The 14776-nt window shown below is 66.8% G+C and carries 15 protein-coding genes; 9 read left to right on the top strand and 6 right to left on the bottom strand.

The window, feature by feature from the left end; translation table 11 throughout:
* The first annotated feature begins 93 nt into the window (after positions 1-93).
* Genes A5787_RS03860 through A5787_RS03845 form a run of 4 tightly spaced genes read left to right on the top strand, consistent with a single transcriptional unit; the run spans position 94 to position 3608 of the window.
* Positions 94-453, top strand: coding sequence for a Rieske (2Fe-2S) protein (locus A5787_RS03860; RefSeq protein WP_082977056.1), 360 nt, complete (start codon positions 94-96; stop codon positions 451-453).
* On the top strand, positions 450-1487 hold the full coding sequence (locus A5787_RS03855) for an amidohydrolase family protein (RefSeq protein ID WP_066961876.1): 1038 nt from the start codon (positions 450-452) through the stop codon (positions 1485-1487). The genes A5787_RS03860 and A5787_RS03855 overlap by 4 nt, the downstream gene beginning before the upstream one ends.
* Positions 1487-2635, top strand: a complete 1149-nt coding sequence (locus A5787_RS03850) for an amidohydrolase family protein (RefSeq protein WP_066961873.1) — start codon at positions 1487-1489, stop codon at positions 2633-2635. The genes A5787_RS03855 and A5787_RS03850 overlap by 1 nt, the downstream gene beginning before the upstream one ends.
* A 28-nt stretch (positions 2636-2663) precedes the next feature.
* Positions 2664-3608, top strand: coding sequence for an alpha/beta hydrolase (locus tag A5787_RS03845; protein WP_066961928.1), 945 nt, complete (start codon positions 2664-2666; stop codon positions 3606-3608).
* Between the two features lie 4 nt (positions 3609-3612).
* Here the strand turns inward: A5787_RS03845 and A5787_RS03840 are convergent, their stop codons facing one another.
* Both A5787_RS03840 and A5787_RS03835 read right to left on the bottom strand, forming a co-directional pair.
* Positions 3613-4278, bottom strand: a complete 666-nt coding sequence (locus A5787_RS03840) for a hypothetical protein (RefSeq protein WP_066961870.1) — start codon at positions 4276-4278, stop codon at positions 3613-3615.
* Complete coding sequence (locus tag A5787_RS03835; RefSeq protein WP_066961867.1) at positions 4275-5003, bottom strand: hypothetical protein; 729 nt, start codon at positions 5001-5003, stop codon at positions 4275-4277. The genes A5787_RS03840 and A5787_RS03835 overlap by 4 nt, the downstream gene beginning before the upstream one ends.
* A 154-nt stretch (positions 5004-5157) precedes the next feature.
* Between A5787_RS03835 and A5787_RS03830 the strand changes: the two genes are divergently transcribed.
* Positions 5158-6309: an acyl-CoA dehydrogenase family protein gene (locus A5787_RS03830; protein WP_066961863.1), complete on the top strand. Its 1152-nt coding sequence runs from the start codon at positions 5158-5160 to the stop codon at positions 6307-6309.
* Positions 6306-7550, top strand: coding sequence for an acyl-CoA dehydrogenase family protein (locus A5787_RS03825; protein WP_066961860.1), 1245 nt, complete (start codon positions 6306-6308; stop codon positions 7548-7550). The genes A5787_RS03830 and A5787_RS03825 overlap by 4 nt, the downstream gene beginning before the upstream one ends.
* Here A5787_RS03825 and A5787_RS03820 read toward each other — a convergent pair.
* Positions 7510-9477 (bottom strand): SpoIIE family protein phosphatase, encoded by a 1968-nt coding sequence (locus A5787_RS03820; protein WP_066961857.1) that lies wholly within the window; start codon positions 9475-9477, stop codon positions 7510-7512. The two genes, A5787_RS03825 and A5787_RS03820, sit on opposite strands and share 41 nt — an antisense overlap.
* Before the next feature lie 148 nt (positions 9478-9625).
* Between A5787_RS03820 and A5787_RS03815 the strand changes: the two genes are divergently transcribed.
* Together A5787_RS03815 and A5787_RS03810 are read left to right on the top strand one after the other, a co-directional pair.
* Positions 9626-10798, top strand: a complete 1173-nt coding sequence (locus tag A5787_RS03815; protein ID WP_066961854.1) for a phosphatidylserine decarboxylase — start codon at positions 9626-9628, stop codon at positions 10796-10798.
* 15 nt (positions 10799-10813) lie between these two features.
* Complete coding sequence (locus A5787_RS03810) at positions 10814-11308, top strand: DUF421 domain-containing protein (protein ID WP_066961850.1); 495 nt, start codon at positions 10814-10816, stop codon at positions 11306-11308.
* Here the strand turns inward: A5787_RS03810 and A5787_RS03805 are convergent.
* Together A5787_RS03805 and A5787_RS03800 are read right to left on the bottom strand one after the other, a co-directional pair.
* The gene (locus tag A5787_RS03805) at positions 11300-12505 is read right to left on the bottom strand and encodes an amidohydrolase family protein (RefSeq protein ID WP_066961847.1); all 1206 of its coding nucleotides are present in this window, start codon (positions 12503-12505) and stop codon (positions 11300-11302) included. The genes A5787_RS03810 and A5787_RS03805 overlap by 9 nt on opposite strands.
* Before the next feature lie 81 nt (positions 12506-12586).
* Positions 12587-13615: a hotdog fold thioesterase gene (locus tag A5787_RS03800; RefSeq protein ID WP_066961845.1), complete on the bottom strand. Its 1029-nt coding sequence runs from the start codon at positions 13613-13615 to the stop codon at positions 12587-12589.
* A gap of 115 nt (positions 13616-13730) precedes the next feature.
* On the opposite strand from A5787_RS03800, the gene A5787_RS03795 reads away from it, so the two are divergent.
* Positions 13731-14054: a hypothetical protein gene (locus tag A5787_RS03795; RefSeq protein ID WP_066961842.1), complete on the top strand. Its 324-nt coding sequence runs from the start codon at positions 13731-13733 to the stop codon at positions 14052-14054.
* 198 nt (positions 14055-14252) lie between these two features.
* Here A5787_RS03795 and A5787_RS27190 read toward each other — a convergent pair.
* A partial coding sequence (locus tag A5787_RS27190) for a hypothetical protein (RefSeq protein ID WP_231993808.1) occupies positions 14253-14776 on the bottom strand: 524 nt, incomplete at its 5' end.

The following is a 14776-nucleotide window of genomic DNA, read 5'->3' as shown; positions in this document are numbered from 1 at the left end:
CAGGCGGTAGGGGCGAGGGAATGTCGCTATCATAGTATAAATAGCAACGAAGCCCAACGGCTTGTGGTCTCTGCAGGAGGCGGTGATTCTCAGGTGCCCGACCGGCGATTCGTGTGTTCCCTGGACGAACTGCCGCCCGGCGGGATGAAACTGATCGACGTCGGAAAGTTCGGCGTCGGCGTCTACAACGTGCGCGGTGAGCTGTACGCGATCGTCAACTATTGCTCCCATGAGGGCGCCCCGTTGTGCCTGGGCCTGCTCGGCGGCACCAACGAGCCGGCCCCGGAATCGCCCGACGGGATCCGCCGCGTCCGCGACGGGCAGATCGTGCGATGCCCTTGGCACAATTGGGAATTCGACGTCACCACGGGCCAAAACGTGGCCGATCCGCGCCGCCGCATCCGCACCTACCGGGTCGACGTCACCGACGGGGAGGTGTATGTCACCGCATGATTATCGACACGAACGTGCAACCGCACTTCCGCTACAACGCGGAGATACGGCGCTATCTCCCGGCCGCGCACCAACTGCGTTCCATCCCCGATGTCGAGAAGCAGTGGTATCAGGCGCCCGGCGGCGACTACCGGGAGGACCTCTACGGGGAGCACTACCCGGGTTCGGATCCCGATACCGTCAGCCGGCACCTCTTCGATGACCTGGGCGTCAATTACGCCATCCTGAACCCGCCGACCCGGGGCAACATCGCGGACTACCTGCTCAACAGCCGAATTTGCGCGGCGGTCAACGACTGGCTGCTCGATCGTTGGCTGGAGCCCGACCGCAGCGACCGATTCCGGGGCACCATCCGCGTCAACCCCGAAGACGCCAAGGGCGCCGTCGCCGAGATCGAGCGCCTCGCCGGCCACCCGAAGCTGGTGCAGGTCGGTGTTCCCATGCAGTCCCGCGAGCCGTACGGCAAGCCGATGTTCGAGCCGATCTGGGAGGCCGCGGCCGCGCACGGGCTGCCGGTCGCGGTGCACATCAACGGCGGCAACGGCGTCGACCATCCGCCCACCTTCGCCGGCCACGCGCACACCTATCCCGGATACGCGGCCTTCATGCCGCTGAACTACTTCGTGCACTTGGCCACGCTGATCATCGAGGGCGTGTTCGGCCGGCACCCGAGCCTGAAGTTCGTGTTCGCCGACGGCGGCTACGACATCCTGACCCCGCTGATGTGGCGGCTGGACACCTTCTGGCTGTCGATGCGCGACCAGACGCCGTGGGTCGACCGCTACCCCAGCGAATACCTGCCCGGCCACGTCCGGTTCTGCTCCTCGGCCTTCGACGGCCCGACGGAGGCGGACGCGATGCAGCGGTGGATGGACTTCACCGGCAAGTCCGATCTGCTGATGTACGGATCGGGCTATCCCCACTGGTCCACCTCTGCGCCGGCGGCGATCGCCGACGGCCTGGATGTCGCCCAGCGCGAAAAGGTGTTGTGGCGCAACGCCAGTGAACTCTACGGGCTGAAGGAGCGTGTGTGATGACGACGATCGAACGAGTCGATTCGCCCACCGGGCAAGAGGACGAGATAGCGGTCACCATCGTCGACACCGACGTGCACCCGTTGCCGGTCTCGGCCGACGTGCTCAAGTCTTACGCGCCGGCCGAATGGGTGGACAAGATCTGGCCGACGGGCAACGCCGTCAGCCCGGTGCCGCATTTCTACGACACCCCGGATTCGTTCAAGACGTCGTCGCTGCGCATGGACGCGTGGCCACCCAATGGTGGAGTCGCCGGCAGCGACCCGGATTTCGCCGCCAAGCAGTTGCTGCTCGATGCCGGTGTGAGCATCGCGACGCTGGAGCCGATGTGCGATGCGCAGCTGCCGCAGGCCGAGCATGTTCTCAAGTCGACCTACAACGACTGGCTCGCCGACGTCTGGCTGGACAAATACAACTGGCACGGCCGCTGGCGCGGCTCCATCAGCATCAGCGCGCAGACGCCGGAACTGGCCGCCCGCGAAGTGGAGCGGTGGGCCGGGCACCCGTATATGGCCCAGGTGCTGATGACACCCCAGACCCGTGGAATCCCCTTCGGCAACCCGCATTTCGACCCGCTGTACGAGGCGGCCTCGCGCAACGGATTCCCGGTGGCCACGCACCTGATGGGCCAGACGCCGTTCGAGTTGGTCCCGATCTACCCGGTCGGCAACCCCGCGCACTGGCACGACTTCTTCGCGTCCTGGCCGCTGCTCTACGTCTCGCACCTGATGAGCCTGGTGTTCGACGGTGCGTTCGACCGCCACCCCGGCCTGCGGGTGGTCTTCGTCGAGGGCGGCTTCACCTGGGCGATGCCGGTCATGTCGCGGATGGACCGGATCTGGGAAGCCCGCCGCGGCGACCTGCCGCACGTGCGCCGGCGGCCGTCGGAGTATGTGCGCGAACACGTTCGGTTCACCACCCAGCCACTCGAAGACGCCGACACCGTGCAGTTCCGCGAGTACCTCGAGATGATGGACCTCGGCGACAACCTGATGTTCTCGACGGACTACCCGCACTGGAGCTACGACTCGCCCACCTATGCGATCAACCGGTTCCCCGCCGACCAGCGGGAGCGGATCATGCGCGGCAACGCGATGGCCCTCTACGGGCTTCCGGCGACGGTCAAGGCGCTTCCCGGGGAACGGTGACTCGTTGGCGGACCCGACGCAGACCAACATGACACGGCCGCAAGGCCTCAACCGAATCGACCCGGTGTTGCGGGAGGCCGCGATCGAACTGGGCGTGGTGGAGTTCCGCGCCGAGACGCTGCCCGCCGAGCGCGAGCGGGCCAACCTGCGCGCCGCCGAGCGGGCCGCGGCCGTCGACACCGAGGGCGTCGCCGTGGAATCGCGATCGATCGCCGGCCCCGAGGGGCAGCGGCTGGATCTTCGGGTGTACCGGGGCGCAGCGGGATCGCCGGCGCCGCTGGTGGTGTACGCCCACGGCGGTGGCTTCGTGACGGGGAACCTGGACACCGATCACGCCCAGTGCGTGGAGCTGGCACGCGCCGCCGGCTGTCTGCTGGTATCCGTCGACTACCGGCTCGCACCCGAAAACCCTTGTCCGGCCGCACTGGCCGACGTGGAGGCGGTGCTGCGCCACGTCGGAGCGAATCACGCGGAGTTCGACGCCGACCCCGGCCGCATCGCGGTGATGGGCCGGGACGCGGGTGCGGCACTGGTCGCGGGGCTGGCCCAGCGGATGTTCGACGAAGAAGGACCGCCGATCCTGGTGCAGATCCTGCACCAGCCGATGCTCGACTCCGACACCACGCCGTCGCGCCGCGAATTCCAGCGAACGCCCGGCCTCAACGGCCCCGCGGTGAGCCGCGCGTGGAGCCACTACCTGGGCCACGCGACCGCCAGCGGCCAAGGCGTCCCCGCGCACCGGGCCAACCTGGAGGGGCTGCCGCCCACGTTTATCAGTTGCTCCGAGATCGACCCGTGCCGCGACGAAGCCATCGGCTACGCCAACCGGCTGCTACACGCGTACGTCCACACCGAATTGCATGTCATCGCAGCGACATTCAACGGCTTCGACTCGCTGGTTCCCGATTGGGTTGTCTCCCAGGAGAACCGGGCGCTGCACGCGCAGACCCTTCGCCGGGTCTTCACCATGTAGGCGGCTAGATCGGGGTGAACTTGGTGATGAACCAGTTGCCTCCGACCCGGCTCATGCGCACCAGCACGCTACTGACCGCCACCGACGGCTGCGGGCTGTCCTTGGTGCTGGTGACCTGATCGACGAAAACCAGCACGACCGCCGAATCGGGGTGTAGTTCCGACACCGCGGCGCCCGTCACCTTGGCCGTGGTCTTCATTGACTTCTGCCTGGCCATCGGGGCGACAGTCTGCTGACTGAATTGGTCATAGTAGGACAAGAAGTCGCCGGTGAGGTGCTTCCTGGCGGCGGCAAAGTCCTTGTCGAGCGATTCGTACGAGTAGGACAGCAACGCCACCGTCCCGTCGGCCCCGGCGCGGGCCACCGTTCGGGCGACGCTGGTATCGGTCTGTTGGTCGGGCCGGTACTGCTTGAAGTAGAGCCACGTCGCCACACCGCCGGAAATCAGCAGCAGCACAATCAGAACCGGCGCAACGATCTTGCGCAGGCCGCGCGGCAGGCCGCGGCGCCGAGGTTCGCTCAGCTCGGGGGAGTCCTCCTCGTCGCCATCGGGTTCCGCGGTGTCTTCGGCTGCGTTCTCTTCGGCTTCGGAGTCGACGTCGGTGCCGACGGCGGGTTCGGCTTCAGGTTCGGCTTCAGCCGAATCCATGTCGCGCACATCTTCGGTCACGGCACGTACTCAACTTTCGACATCTTGTACTGCCCGCCGACCTTGGCGACCGTCACTCGCAGCCGCCAGACCAACGGTGGCACGTCCTTTCCGGGTGGGGAATTGGTGACCTGCGAGGTCGCCGAGACCAACACCACCGCGGAGTTGTCGTTGATGGACTCGAGAGCGGCGGCGTTCACGGTCCCTTCGGTGACCGCTTTCGACTGGGTGACCACCGAGATGAAGTCGTTGGCCCGCTGCTGGAAGTCGTCCTTGAATTGCCCGGTGGAACCGTCGATCACGCGCTGGATGTCTTCTCTGGCCTTGTTGAAGTCGAGGGAGATCATGTTGAGGACGCCCTGCTTGGCCCCCGCGATGAACGCCGCCTCCCGCTGTTGGTTTTCGGTGGCGTCGCGGTGTTGGAGCACCATGTACGCGCTCACGGCGACGAAAGCGCAGATCGCGATGACGGTGGCCACCGCGGCGATCGCCGGCAACCGGCGTCGCCAGGCCGCTTGCTCGGCGACGGGCTCGTCGTATTCCTCGTACTCCTCGTCGTAGTCCTCCTCGTAGTCCTCGTCGTCGCCGTAGGCCTCGGCGGGCTCGGACCGGCCGAGGGCCTCACGCCGTAGCCGTGCTGCGGCGGCGCGGGCCTTGGCCGCGGCGGCCAGCGCCTCGGCTGCGGCGGCCTCTGCCGCCTGGGCCTCTTCGAGCAACGCTTTCGCGTCGGGGTCTGGCTCAGCCATCGCGATTACCGCTCGTCACGGCCATTATCGATTGGACTCCGGTATCTCTTACGGTATTGCTCATTGCTAACATCAGAATTCCCAGCGAACTCCGACGAGAACCGACCAGGCGGATGATCAACCACCCACACTTTCTCCCGAATCCTCCGGCATCATGACCGCTGTCGACTCTCCCGAAAAGATACTCTTCGCTTCCACGACCCAGGCCTTTCTACAAAAAGAAGCGCCGTTGCGTCGCGCCCGCGAACTGCACGCGGCCGGCGAGTCCTTCGACCCGGCGTGGTGGCGCCGCGCCGCCGAACTCGGCTGGACGGCCCTGCTGGTGCCCGAGGAGTTGGGCGGCGGCAGCGTTTCGGACAGCGGTCTCGAGGATCTGGCCATGGTCGCCGAACAACTCGGCAAGACGGTGGCGCCGGGACCGCTGTATCCGGTCAGCGTCGTGCTCGCGGCGCTCACCGAGTGCGCCGACGCGCAGTCGCACGCCGACACCATCGAGTCGCTGATGTCGGGTGAGACGGTGGCGTCGTGGGCGGTGAGCGAGCCGGGGCGGGGCTGGGCACCGCTGGATCCGTCGGTGACGGCCACCCAGACGGACGCCGGATTTCGCATCGAGGGCACCAAAGACCGGGTGGAGGCCGGCTGCCAAAGCGGGGTGCTGCTCGTCGTGGCGCGATGCGGCGGCGCGGTTCGGCAGTTCCTGGTCCCGACGGACGCGCCGGGCGTCCGCATCGAGCCGCAGCAGTCGGTCGACTTGGTGAAGCAATACGCGCGGGTGCATTTCGACGGCGTGGTGGTGCCGCCGTCCGCGGCCGTCGGCAGCGCGACCGAGACCGCTGCCCTCGTCGACCGGCAGAGCCAGATCGCTCAGGTGCTGCAGTGCGCCGAGGTGGTCGGCATCCTGCAAACGGTGTTCGACTTCACGGTGCAATGGGCGCTGGACCGGCACACGTTCGGCCGCCCGCTGGCGTCATACCAAGTCCTCAAGCATGGCTTCGCCGACATGAAGCTGTGGCTGGAAGCCTGTCGCGCCACCACCGCCGCCGCGGTCGCCGACGTCGCCGCCCGCTCGCCCAGCGCGGGCTTGTCGGCCAGCATCGCCAAGTCCTATGTCGGTGAGATGGCCGTGCGGGTCGTCCAGGCGTGCGTCCAGATGCACGGCGGCATCGGCGTGACGTGGGAACACGACCTGCACCTGTACCTGAGGCGAGTCACGTTGTACCGCTCCATGTTCGGCACGCCCGAAGAGCACAACCTGAGGGTGTACGAGTCGGAGAAGGCGGCCCGAGCGATGACGAACGCCGGATGACGACCACCGAATCCGTTGCCGACTTTGCCGCTAGGGCCCGAGAGTGGTTGGCGGACAACATGCCCGCCATCGATCCCGAGCATCCGCCGCCCGTCCCCCGCGACGACGAGCGATCGTGGCAGCGCGCCCGCGAACTGCAAAAGCGGCTCTACGAAGGCGGATTCGCCGGTATTTGCTTTCCCCGCGAGTGCGATGGCCTGGGGCTGGATTACGAATACCAGAAGGCGTTCGACTCCGAGTCTGTCGGCTACGAGATGCCGTTGATCCTCAACACCCCCACGTTCACCATCTGCTGCGCCACTCTGCTCGACACCGGCACCGAGGAGCAGAAGAAGCGGCACATCGCGGCCGCGCTGCGCGGCGATGAGGTGCTGGTGCAGCTGTTGAGTGAGCCCAGCGGCGGGTCGGACCTGGCCGGTGTGATCACCCGGGCCGAACGCAGCGGCGACCGTTGGGTGATCAACGGCGCGAAGACGTGGAGCACCAGCGCCTTCGCCGCCGACTACGGACTGTGCCTGGCACGCACCGACTGGGACGTGCCCAAGCACGAAGGCCTCACCATGTTCCTGGTGCCCATCGCACATACGGGAATCACGTTGCGGCGCATCACGATGCTGAGTGGTTCGACCGAGTTCTGCGAGGAGTTCCTGGACGGTGTGGACGTGGGCGACGACGCCGTCGTCGGCGAGGTCAACGGCGGCTGGGCGGTGGCCTCGCGGCAGCTGTATCACGAACGCCGGGCAGTGGGGCAGGGGTCGGAGTTCTCCAGCGGCAGCGGCAGCGAGGGCGGCTCCACCAAGCCCGTCGACTACGTGGCCCTGGCCGAGAAGACGGGCCGCGCCGACGACGAACGGGTCCACGAGATGGCCGGCCGGGTGCTCGTGCACCGCGCCGTGGCCGAGCAATTGATCGACCACGTGTACCGCAACGTCCGCGACGGTGTACTGCCACCCACCGCCGGGACGCTCATCAGGCTCTTTCATTCCGAGACCGTGACCCTGGACATGGACACCGCGCTCGCGATCGCGGGAAGCGCCGGCGTCGTAGGGGAATTCGGCGAGTGTCTAGAGGCCGGGCTGCGCTACCTGTCCCGGCAGAACGTCGCCATCGGCGGCGGCACCACCGAGATGGCCCGCAACGTCATCGGCGAGCGCGTGCTGGGATTTCCGCGCGAATACGCCGCCGACCGCGGGGTGCCGTTCAATCAGGTGCGCCACGGTCAAGACTGGGATCGCCGCTGAGAACCGGCATTTGGACCAGCGACAAGACGTGATGTGCCGGGCTGCCGGGCGGGGCTACCAGCACGAGGGCGCCACCCTGCGTCTGCGCCCGGTCGCGGGCGGCGGCCAGCGTGCTGACGCCGGCCGATCCGAGGTGGGTGACTCCGCTCAGGTCGATCGTCAAAGACCCTATACCGGAGCGGCTTTCGACCGCGATCTGGCGGTCCAGCGTGGATGCGGTGGTGGTGTCGACGTCGCCGCTGACGACGATGCGGCCGGCGTCACGGACCAGGGAGACGAATTCGGAGTCGGCGGGTCGGCGGCGGGGGGAGCGGCTGACGATCGTGTCGGTGATGAAGTTGGCCGGTCGCGACAGCGGGTGAGTCAGGCTGGCGGTCGTGCCACCGTCGTCGTGCGTGATCTGCGCCTGCGACACCAGGGCCTCGGCCATCGCGAGTCCGCGCCCGCGACCCCCTTCGCCCTCGCGATGGTCCTTCCACTGTCCGTGATCGATGACCGAGGCGTGCAGGTTTCCATCACCGGTCAGCGCCGCCTCGACGACGACGCCGTCGGGGACCTCGGTTGCGTACCCGTGTTCGACAGCGTTTTCGACGAACTCGGAGACCGCGTGCACAACGTCACAGATGTCGTCGGCGTCGGCCCCGATCTCCGAGAGCCACTGACGAAGGCGCGTGCGGACCGCGCGCGCCGCGTGGATCGTCGCGTCCAGCGTGATGCGCAGCGGTGGCGGCGGCGTGCGCCGTTGCACCGCCAGAAGTGTGACGTCGTCCTGGTAGCTGGTCTCCCGCAGCAGCAATTCCAGTGTCTCCGAACAAAGTCGGTCGATCCGGCGTCCCGGCGCATCGATGACGAAGCCGCCGCTGCCGCCGGCGATGTCCGCGGCCAGCTCGGCGAACTCCGCGGTGCTGGAGCTCAGCGGCCTGCCCGGCCGTTCGATCAGGCCATCGGAATACAGCAGCACCGAGTCGCCCACCTCCAGCAGCTCGGTGCGCACCGGAAATCCGGTGCCGCTGCCGAGGGGTCCCGCGCCCGACGGCTCCGCGTACCGCGAGTTGGCGCCGGCGCTCACCAGTAGCGGCGGCGGGTGTCCCGCTGTGCAGTACTGGAATTCGCCCGTCGCGAGGTCGAGCGAACCGACGCACAGGGTGGCCGACATGGAACCCGGCACGTGTTCGCGGAAGCGGTCGAGCGCCTCGAGCGCCTCGACGATGCTGTGCCCCAGCGAAATCTGCATCCGCAGGGCCGTGCGCAATTGCGACATCACCGCCGCGGCCTCGACGCCATGGCCGACGACGTCGCCGACGATGAGGACCAGCCGGTCTCCGAGGGCTATCGCGTCGAACCAGTCCCCACCGGCGGCGGTGTCTTCCGCGGCGACGAGATATTCCGCGGCGATGTCGGCGCCGGGAACGACAGGCACTGACGGGGCCAGTAGCGCCTGCTGCATGACGATGGCCGAATCGCGCACGTTGCGGTAGCGCTCGGAGAGCTCCTCAATGCGCGCCTCGGCGGCCAGTCGCGTCCGCACCCGCTCAGTGACGTCATCGAAGATGATCTGCACACCCTCGACCGACCCGTCGTCCCCGCGGCGTGGTGTGACCACGAAGTCGAAATACCGCTCCTGGACGCCCGATCCGTCATAGTCGGCTTGCAGCCGCCACTCTCTCCCTGATTGCGGGTGGCCGCTTTCGTACACCCGGTCGAACATCTGGTAGATCTGCTGGCTCTCCAGCTCGGGGAAGACCTCGACCGCAAGCTTTCCCACCGGGTTGCCCGTGGGATTGAATGCGCGGTAGGCCGCGTTGACCGCCACGAACCGGTGGTCGGGCCCCTTGAGGCCGACCAGCATGGCCGGGACGTTCTCAAAGGTGCGGCGAACGTCGTCCGCCGCACCGACGGTCTTGTCCCAGCCCTTTTTGGCGACCAATTGGCCGTCCCTTCTGCGGAACCTAGCCGCGCGGTTTGTGGATACGAACCAGATTATCAATGGCGGTCCGGTTAACGCTGGATCAATTCGTTTAACGGCCCTTCCGGCGCGGCGGTTACGTCGGGTTTGTACGGGTACCTCTGGTCAGATGAGCGATCCGGACGCCCCCATTCGAGAGTTGCGCCACCTCCTGGCCAAGGATTCCGGCCTCGCTGGTCTCGTCGAGCGGTCGTTGGCCAAGGCGCGTGAGTCGGCCGCAGCGGAGTTGAAGCCGGAATTGTTCGATGCGCTGGAGTGGCCGCGCGATATCGACGAGTACGAGACCTATCTCAAGCGCTTCATCAGGTGGGTGCCCCGCCAGTCCGACGCGGCGGCTTGGCAGGAACGGGGGCAGGCCAAAGAGGTCAACGACCGGACGGCGCACTTCTTCTTCATGGTCGACCAAGAGGTCGACGGCGAAAGGCCGCAGAGCTCAGAGGCATTCCGGGCATGGATGACCCAATTCACCCGGCAGTGGGGGAGTTTTCTGGATACCGCCGAATCGTTCAGCCCGGAGATCTTGCAGTCGTTCATCGATGACGCGCCGGAGTACCGCATCCATGAGTCGCTGGTGAACGGCGTCCCCAACATGCCCAGCGGCTGGCTGACGTTCAACCAGTTCATCGGCCGCGAACTCAACGGCGGCCTGCGGCCGATCGCCGAGCCGGGCACCAACCTCGTCGTCACGTCACCGGCCGACTGCTTTTACCAGCAGACATATGACATCGACGCCGACTCGAGTATCCCGACTACCACGATCAAGCACACTCATAAATACGGCAACATCAAGCAACTCATGGGGGGCAGCGCCTATCGCGAGAGCTTCGCGGGAGGAACATTCGTTCACTACATGCTGCCGCCGTCGGCCTACCACCGTTATCACCTACCGGTGTCGGGACAGGTCAAGGAATCGTTCCGGATCAGCGGCGAGGTCTTTATGCGGGTCGGCCTCGAGGACCACGAATTCGCGTCGAGCGACAGCGCCACCAGCGGTTACGAATTCACCCAGAATCGGGGAGTCGTCACCATCGACACCGCCGCGTCCGACGGTGGGGACGTCGGCGTGGTCGCGGTCATTCCGGTGGGGATGGCGCACGTGTCCTCGGTGATGCTCACCGCGGTCGAGGGACGGCACATGGCCAAGGGAGAAGAATTCGGCTACTTCCAGTTTGGCGGCTCCGACATCATCATCCTGTTTCAGGCGGGTACCGATCCGCAGATCGATACCAGCGATGGCTTCCGGCTCGTCGGCACGCCCGTAGCGCGCTGCAGCCGCCGCTGACCGAATCGCGTTGAGATGAGCGATCTACTGCTGCAGTTCGTCGACGGGTGGCGACCTGCGGCCTATGCCGCGCTCAAGGCGCTCGCATTATTCCTCACTGCCGCAACGGCTTTCCGGCTCATGTTGCGGCGCACCATCGCCGAGTTCACGCCGTTCGACTGGGTTACCGCCGTCGCGGTGGGCGCCATCGTCGGGCGCACCGCCACGGCCGCCGACACCTCGTGGTCAACCGGGGCGGCCGCCCTCGTCGCCTTGATCGCCGCGCATGACCTCGTCGCGCGGCTGCGGTTCGTCCCGTGGATCCGCCGACTAGTCGACCCGCCGGTGCGCGTGCTGATCCGCGACGGCGAACTCGACGAGGCGAACCTGAGGCGTTGCCGGCTCACTCATTCGGACCTGGAGGCGATCCTGCGCCAGCACGGCCACCAAACACCCGCGGATGTTCGCCTCGCGGTGTTCGAGACCAGGGGCGTCGTCTCCGTCTTCGACGAAGCCGACCGCTCAGGCTGAAACCGGCTTTGTCGCGGGTTCGGAAACCTTCATCAGCTTCATCAGGTTGCCGCCCATGATCTTGGCGACGTCCTCTTCGCTGAAGTCGGTGAGCTCGTCGACGAAGGAGATGGGGTCCTTGAGGCCCTCGGGGTGCGGCCAGTCCGAGCCGAAGAGCACCCGGTCGGTGCCCACCATCTTGACGATCTCGGCGAACCGGTCCTCCCAGAACGGGGTGATGTAGACGCAGCGCTTGAACGCCTCGATGGGATCCTCGCTGAACGACTGCGGCATCTTCTTGTAGACGCCCTTGAGGCCCTTGAACAGGTCGGGCACCCAGTCGGCGCCGTTCTCGATGGACAGGATCCGCAGCTCCGGGTTGCGGGACAGCGCACCGTGGCACACCAGCGCACCCATCGCGTCCAGGATCGGCCGGTGGCCCATCGCGAAGCTACGGAAGGCGGTCGGCTTGAACGGCAGGAACTCGTCGCCGGGCTCCCACACGTTCGCGAATTCCGAGTAACCGCTGTCCGAGGCGTGCATCGAGACCGGCAGCTCGGCCTTGATGCAGGCCTGCCAGAACGGGTCGAACTCCTCGAGGCCGAACGACCGGCTGCCCTTGAAGCCGGGTACCGGCGCCGGACGGACCAGCACGGTGCGGGCGCCGCGCTCCAGGACCCACTCGAGTTCTTCGAGCGCGCGCTCGACGATGGGCAGGGTGATCACCGGGGTGGCGAAGATGCGGTCCTGGTAGTTGAAAGACCACTGCTCATACATCCATTCGTTGAGCGCGTGGATGACGTCGTGGGTCATCTCCGGATCGTCCTTCATGCGCTCTTCGACCAGGCTCGCGAGGGTCGGGAACATCAGGGCGTAGTCGATGCCGAGCTCGTCCATGGCCTCGAGCCGCGCGCCCGGTTCGCGGAAGGCGGGGATGGCCTTCATGGGCTCGCCCAGGATCTCGCGGTAGGTCTTGCCCTGCGCGCCGTTGCGGAAGTAGTCCTCCTGGGCGCCGGGCTTGGCGACCTTCTCGAAGGTTGGGTTCGGGATGTATTCGCTGATGTGGCCGCGCACCACGATCTTGGTGCGACCGCGCACCTGGACGTAGTCGATGACGTTCTTCCGCTTCTCGGGGAGGTACTTGGTCAGCGCCTCCTGCGGCTCGTACATGTGGTTGTCGGCGTCGAACACCGGGAAGGAAAGTTCGCGAGACGGCATGGCGATCTCCTTGGGAGAAGTTTTGGGTTCTCGGTAGGTGGTAATGACGTTACCACTTTTGCGCGACGGGATGTAGTCGGCCTAATCGTCGGCCTGGAGGCCGGCCGTCGGCGTCGGTCCGTTGATGATCGCGAAATTCACCGTCGCGGTGGCGGCGAGCTCGTCGCCGTCGCCGTAGATGTCGACCTGCATGACCATCGCCCGGCGACCGGATCGCAGCATCCGCGGCACCGCGCGCGCGGCGCCCTGCTTGATGGGCCGCAGGTAGCGGACGAACAAGTCGGCGGTCGTCATGGTGGTGCCAGGCTGCAGGTATTCCAGCCCGAACTGTCCTCCCGCCACGTCGACGAGCGTGGCGATCAGCCCGCCCTGCAGGGCGCCGGAGGTGTTCGTGACGTGGGGGCTGACCGGCATGGTCATCGCGAATTCGCCATTGTGGAGGCCCGGCCGCATCCCGATTTGGGCGAACAGCTCGCCCAGCGAGGGCGTCGGCGACTCCTCGTCGGTTTCGCGGATGCCGAGCGCGCGGCTGCAGAAGTCGTACAGCTGGCCGACGTCGATCGGTGTGCTGATCAATTCCGTGCCGAGCCAATGCAATCGCTGCGCGCCCATGACCGTCTGCATGACGATCGCCGCCGCGGCCCCGACATCGAGTCCCGGGTTGAAGACTCCCTCGGTGATGCCCTGCCCGACGATGTCGCGAATCAGTTGGTGCAAGGGGGAGAGGACGCGGGCGTAGTCGCGGGGGCGCGTCTCGGCGAGGTGCTGGTTGTAGAGGGTCAGTGCCCTGTTAAGGCTGTCCTGCGTGCTCGATTCCGGTTGCTGGCTGACGCGGTCAATCACCAGTTTGAGCGCGGCGGTGCTGTCGAGCCCATTGGTCTCGGCGCGCCACGCCTGCACCGATTGCGCGATGGTCCGGTCGAACAGCGCCAACAGCAGCTCGTCCTTGCTGCCGAAATGCTGGTAGAAGGCGCGCAGCGAGGTCTTTGAGCGCGCGACGACCTCCTGCACGGTGAAGTCGGTGCGGCCGGTTTCGCCCAGGATCGCGACGGCCGTCTTGATGAAGCGGTCGCCGCGCGTCACTTCGGCTTCCTCGATCGGTTCAGCCATGAGAATGAGGTTACCGCGTGCGGCGCGATATGCGTGAAGCCAGAACGCCGTGGCTCCGACGCGAAAACTCACATTTGCGTCGGGCCGCGGTAGTCGGAGGCTACCGTCGCAAGCCGTGAACAGTAGTGCTGCTCCGATCGAGGTCTGGCTGCGCCAGGACGACGAGGAGATCATTTGCACGGTCGTCCGAGAAGACGAAAGCACCTACGAGCTGGACGTGGACGCGCTGTCGATGCGCGGCGCGCAGCGCGAGATGACCGGCTACTTCATCGACCAAAACTACGAGCCGGCGGACCAGTGGCTTGTCGAGGTCGACAGCGCCAATGGCCCGGTGGAGACGGTGCGCAGGTTCACGCCGGCACGGTTTCAGGACCAGGCCTCTGACAACGGCGACGCGCTCGACGCCCTGGAAGTCACTACTGATGAGTTGCTGCCGTAACACCGACTCGCCAGTGCCTGGCGGGGCAACGCACCGGAACCGATAGCCGCGCACAGGCTCCCGCCCTTGTGGCCCTGCTTTCGCGCCGGTCTGGGAACGACAGTGCGCTGCCAGGGGTAGTGATGCAGGTGTGCCCGTCGGGTAGCTGCCAGATGATGCTGCCATCTCGCCGCGACGAATGGTTCGAGGGCGCGCTGGCTACATTCCGTCCATCCCGGGCAGGCCGATCAGCAAGGCCGTGCCGCCGATGCCGCCGGTGCCCTTGGTTGCGCCAATCCCTGGGTTTCCACCGTTACCGCCGTCGCCGATCAACCCGGCGTTGCCTCCGTTGCCGCCGTTACCGCCGTTAGTACCGAGGGCATTACCGCCGCTACCGCCGGACCCGCCGCCGCCGAACAGCAAGCCGGCATTGCCGCCGACTCCGCCGTGGCCCCCGCCGGTGGAGTCGCCGAGTCCGCCTCCGCCGCCGGCGCCGCCGGCGCCGAACACCATGCCGGCATTGCCGCCCGCCCCGCCGGCACCGCCGATGAGCTCCCCGAACCCGCCGGCCGCGCCGGCCCCGCCGTCGCCGAACAGCAAACCGGCGGCGCCGCCGACGCCGCCAGCCCCGCCGTTGTTCATGCTGCCGGCCCCGCCGATCCCGCCTGCCCCGCCAGGCACTGGCGAGTCGGTGTTACGGCAGCAACTCATCAGTAGTGACTTCCAGGGCGTCGAGCGCGTCG

The organism is Mycobacterium sp. 852002-50816_SCH5313054-b, from assembly GCF_001667185.1.
Taxonomy (GTDB): domain Bacteria; phylum Actinomycetota; class Actinomycetes; order Mycobacteriales; family Mycobacteriaceae; genus Mycobacterium.
Note: the sequence above shows the minus strand (reverse complement) of the source record. Positions and strands in the feature narration are given on the sequence as shown.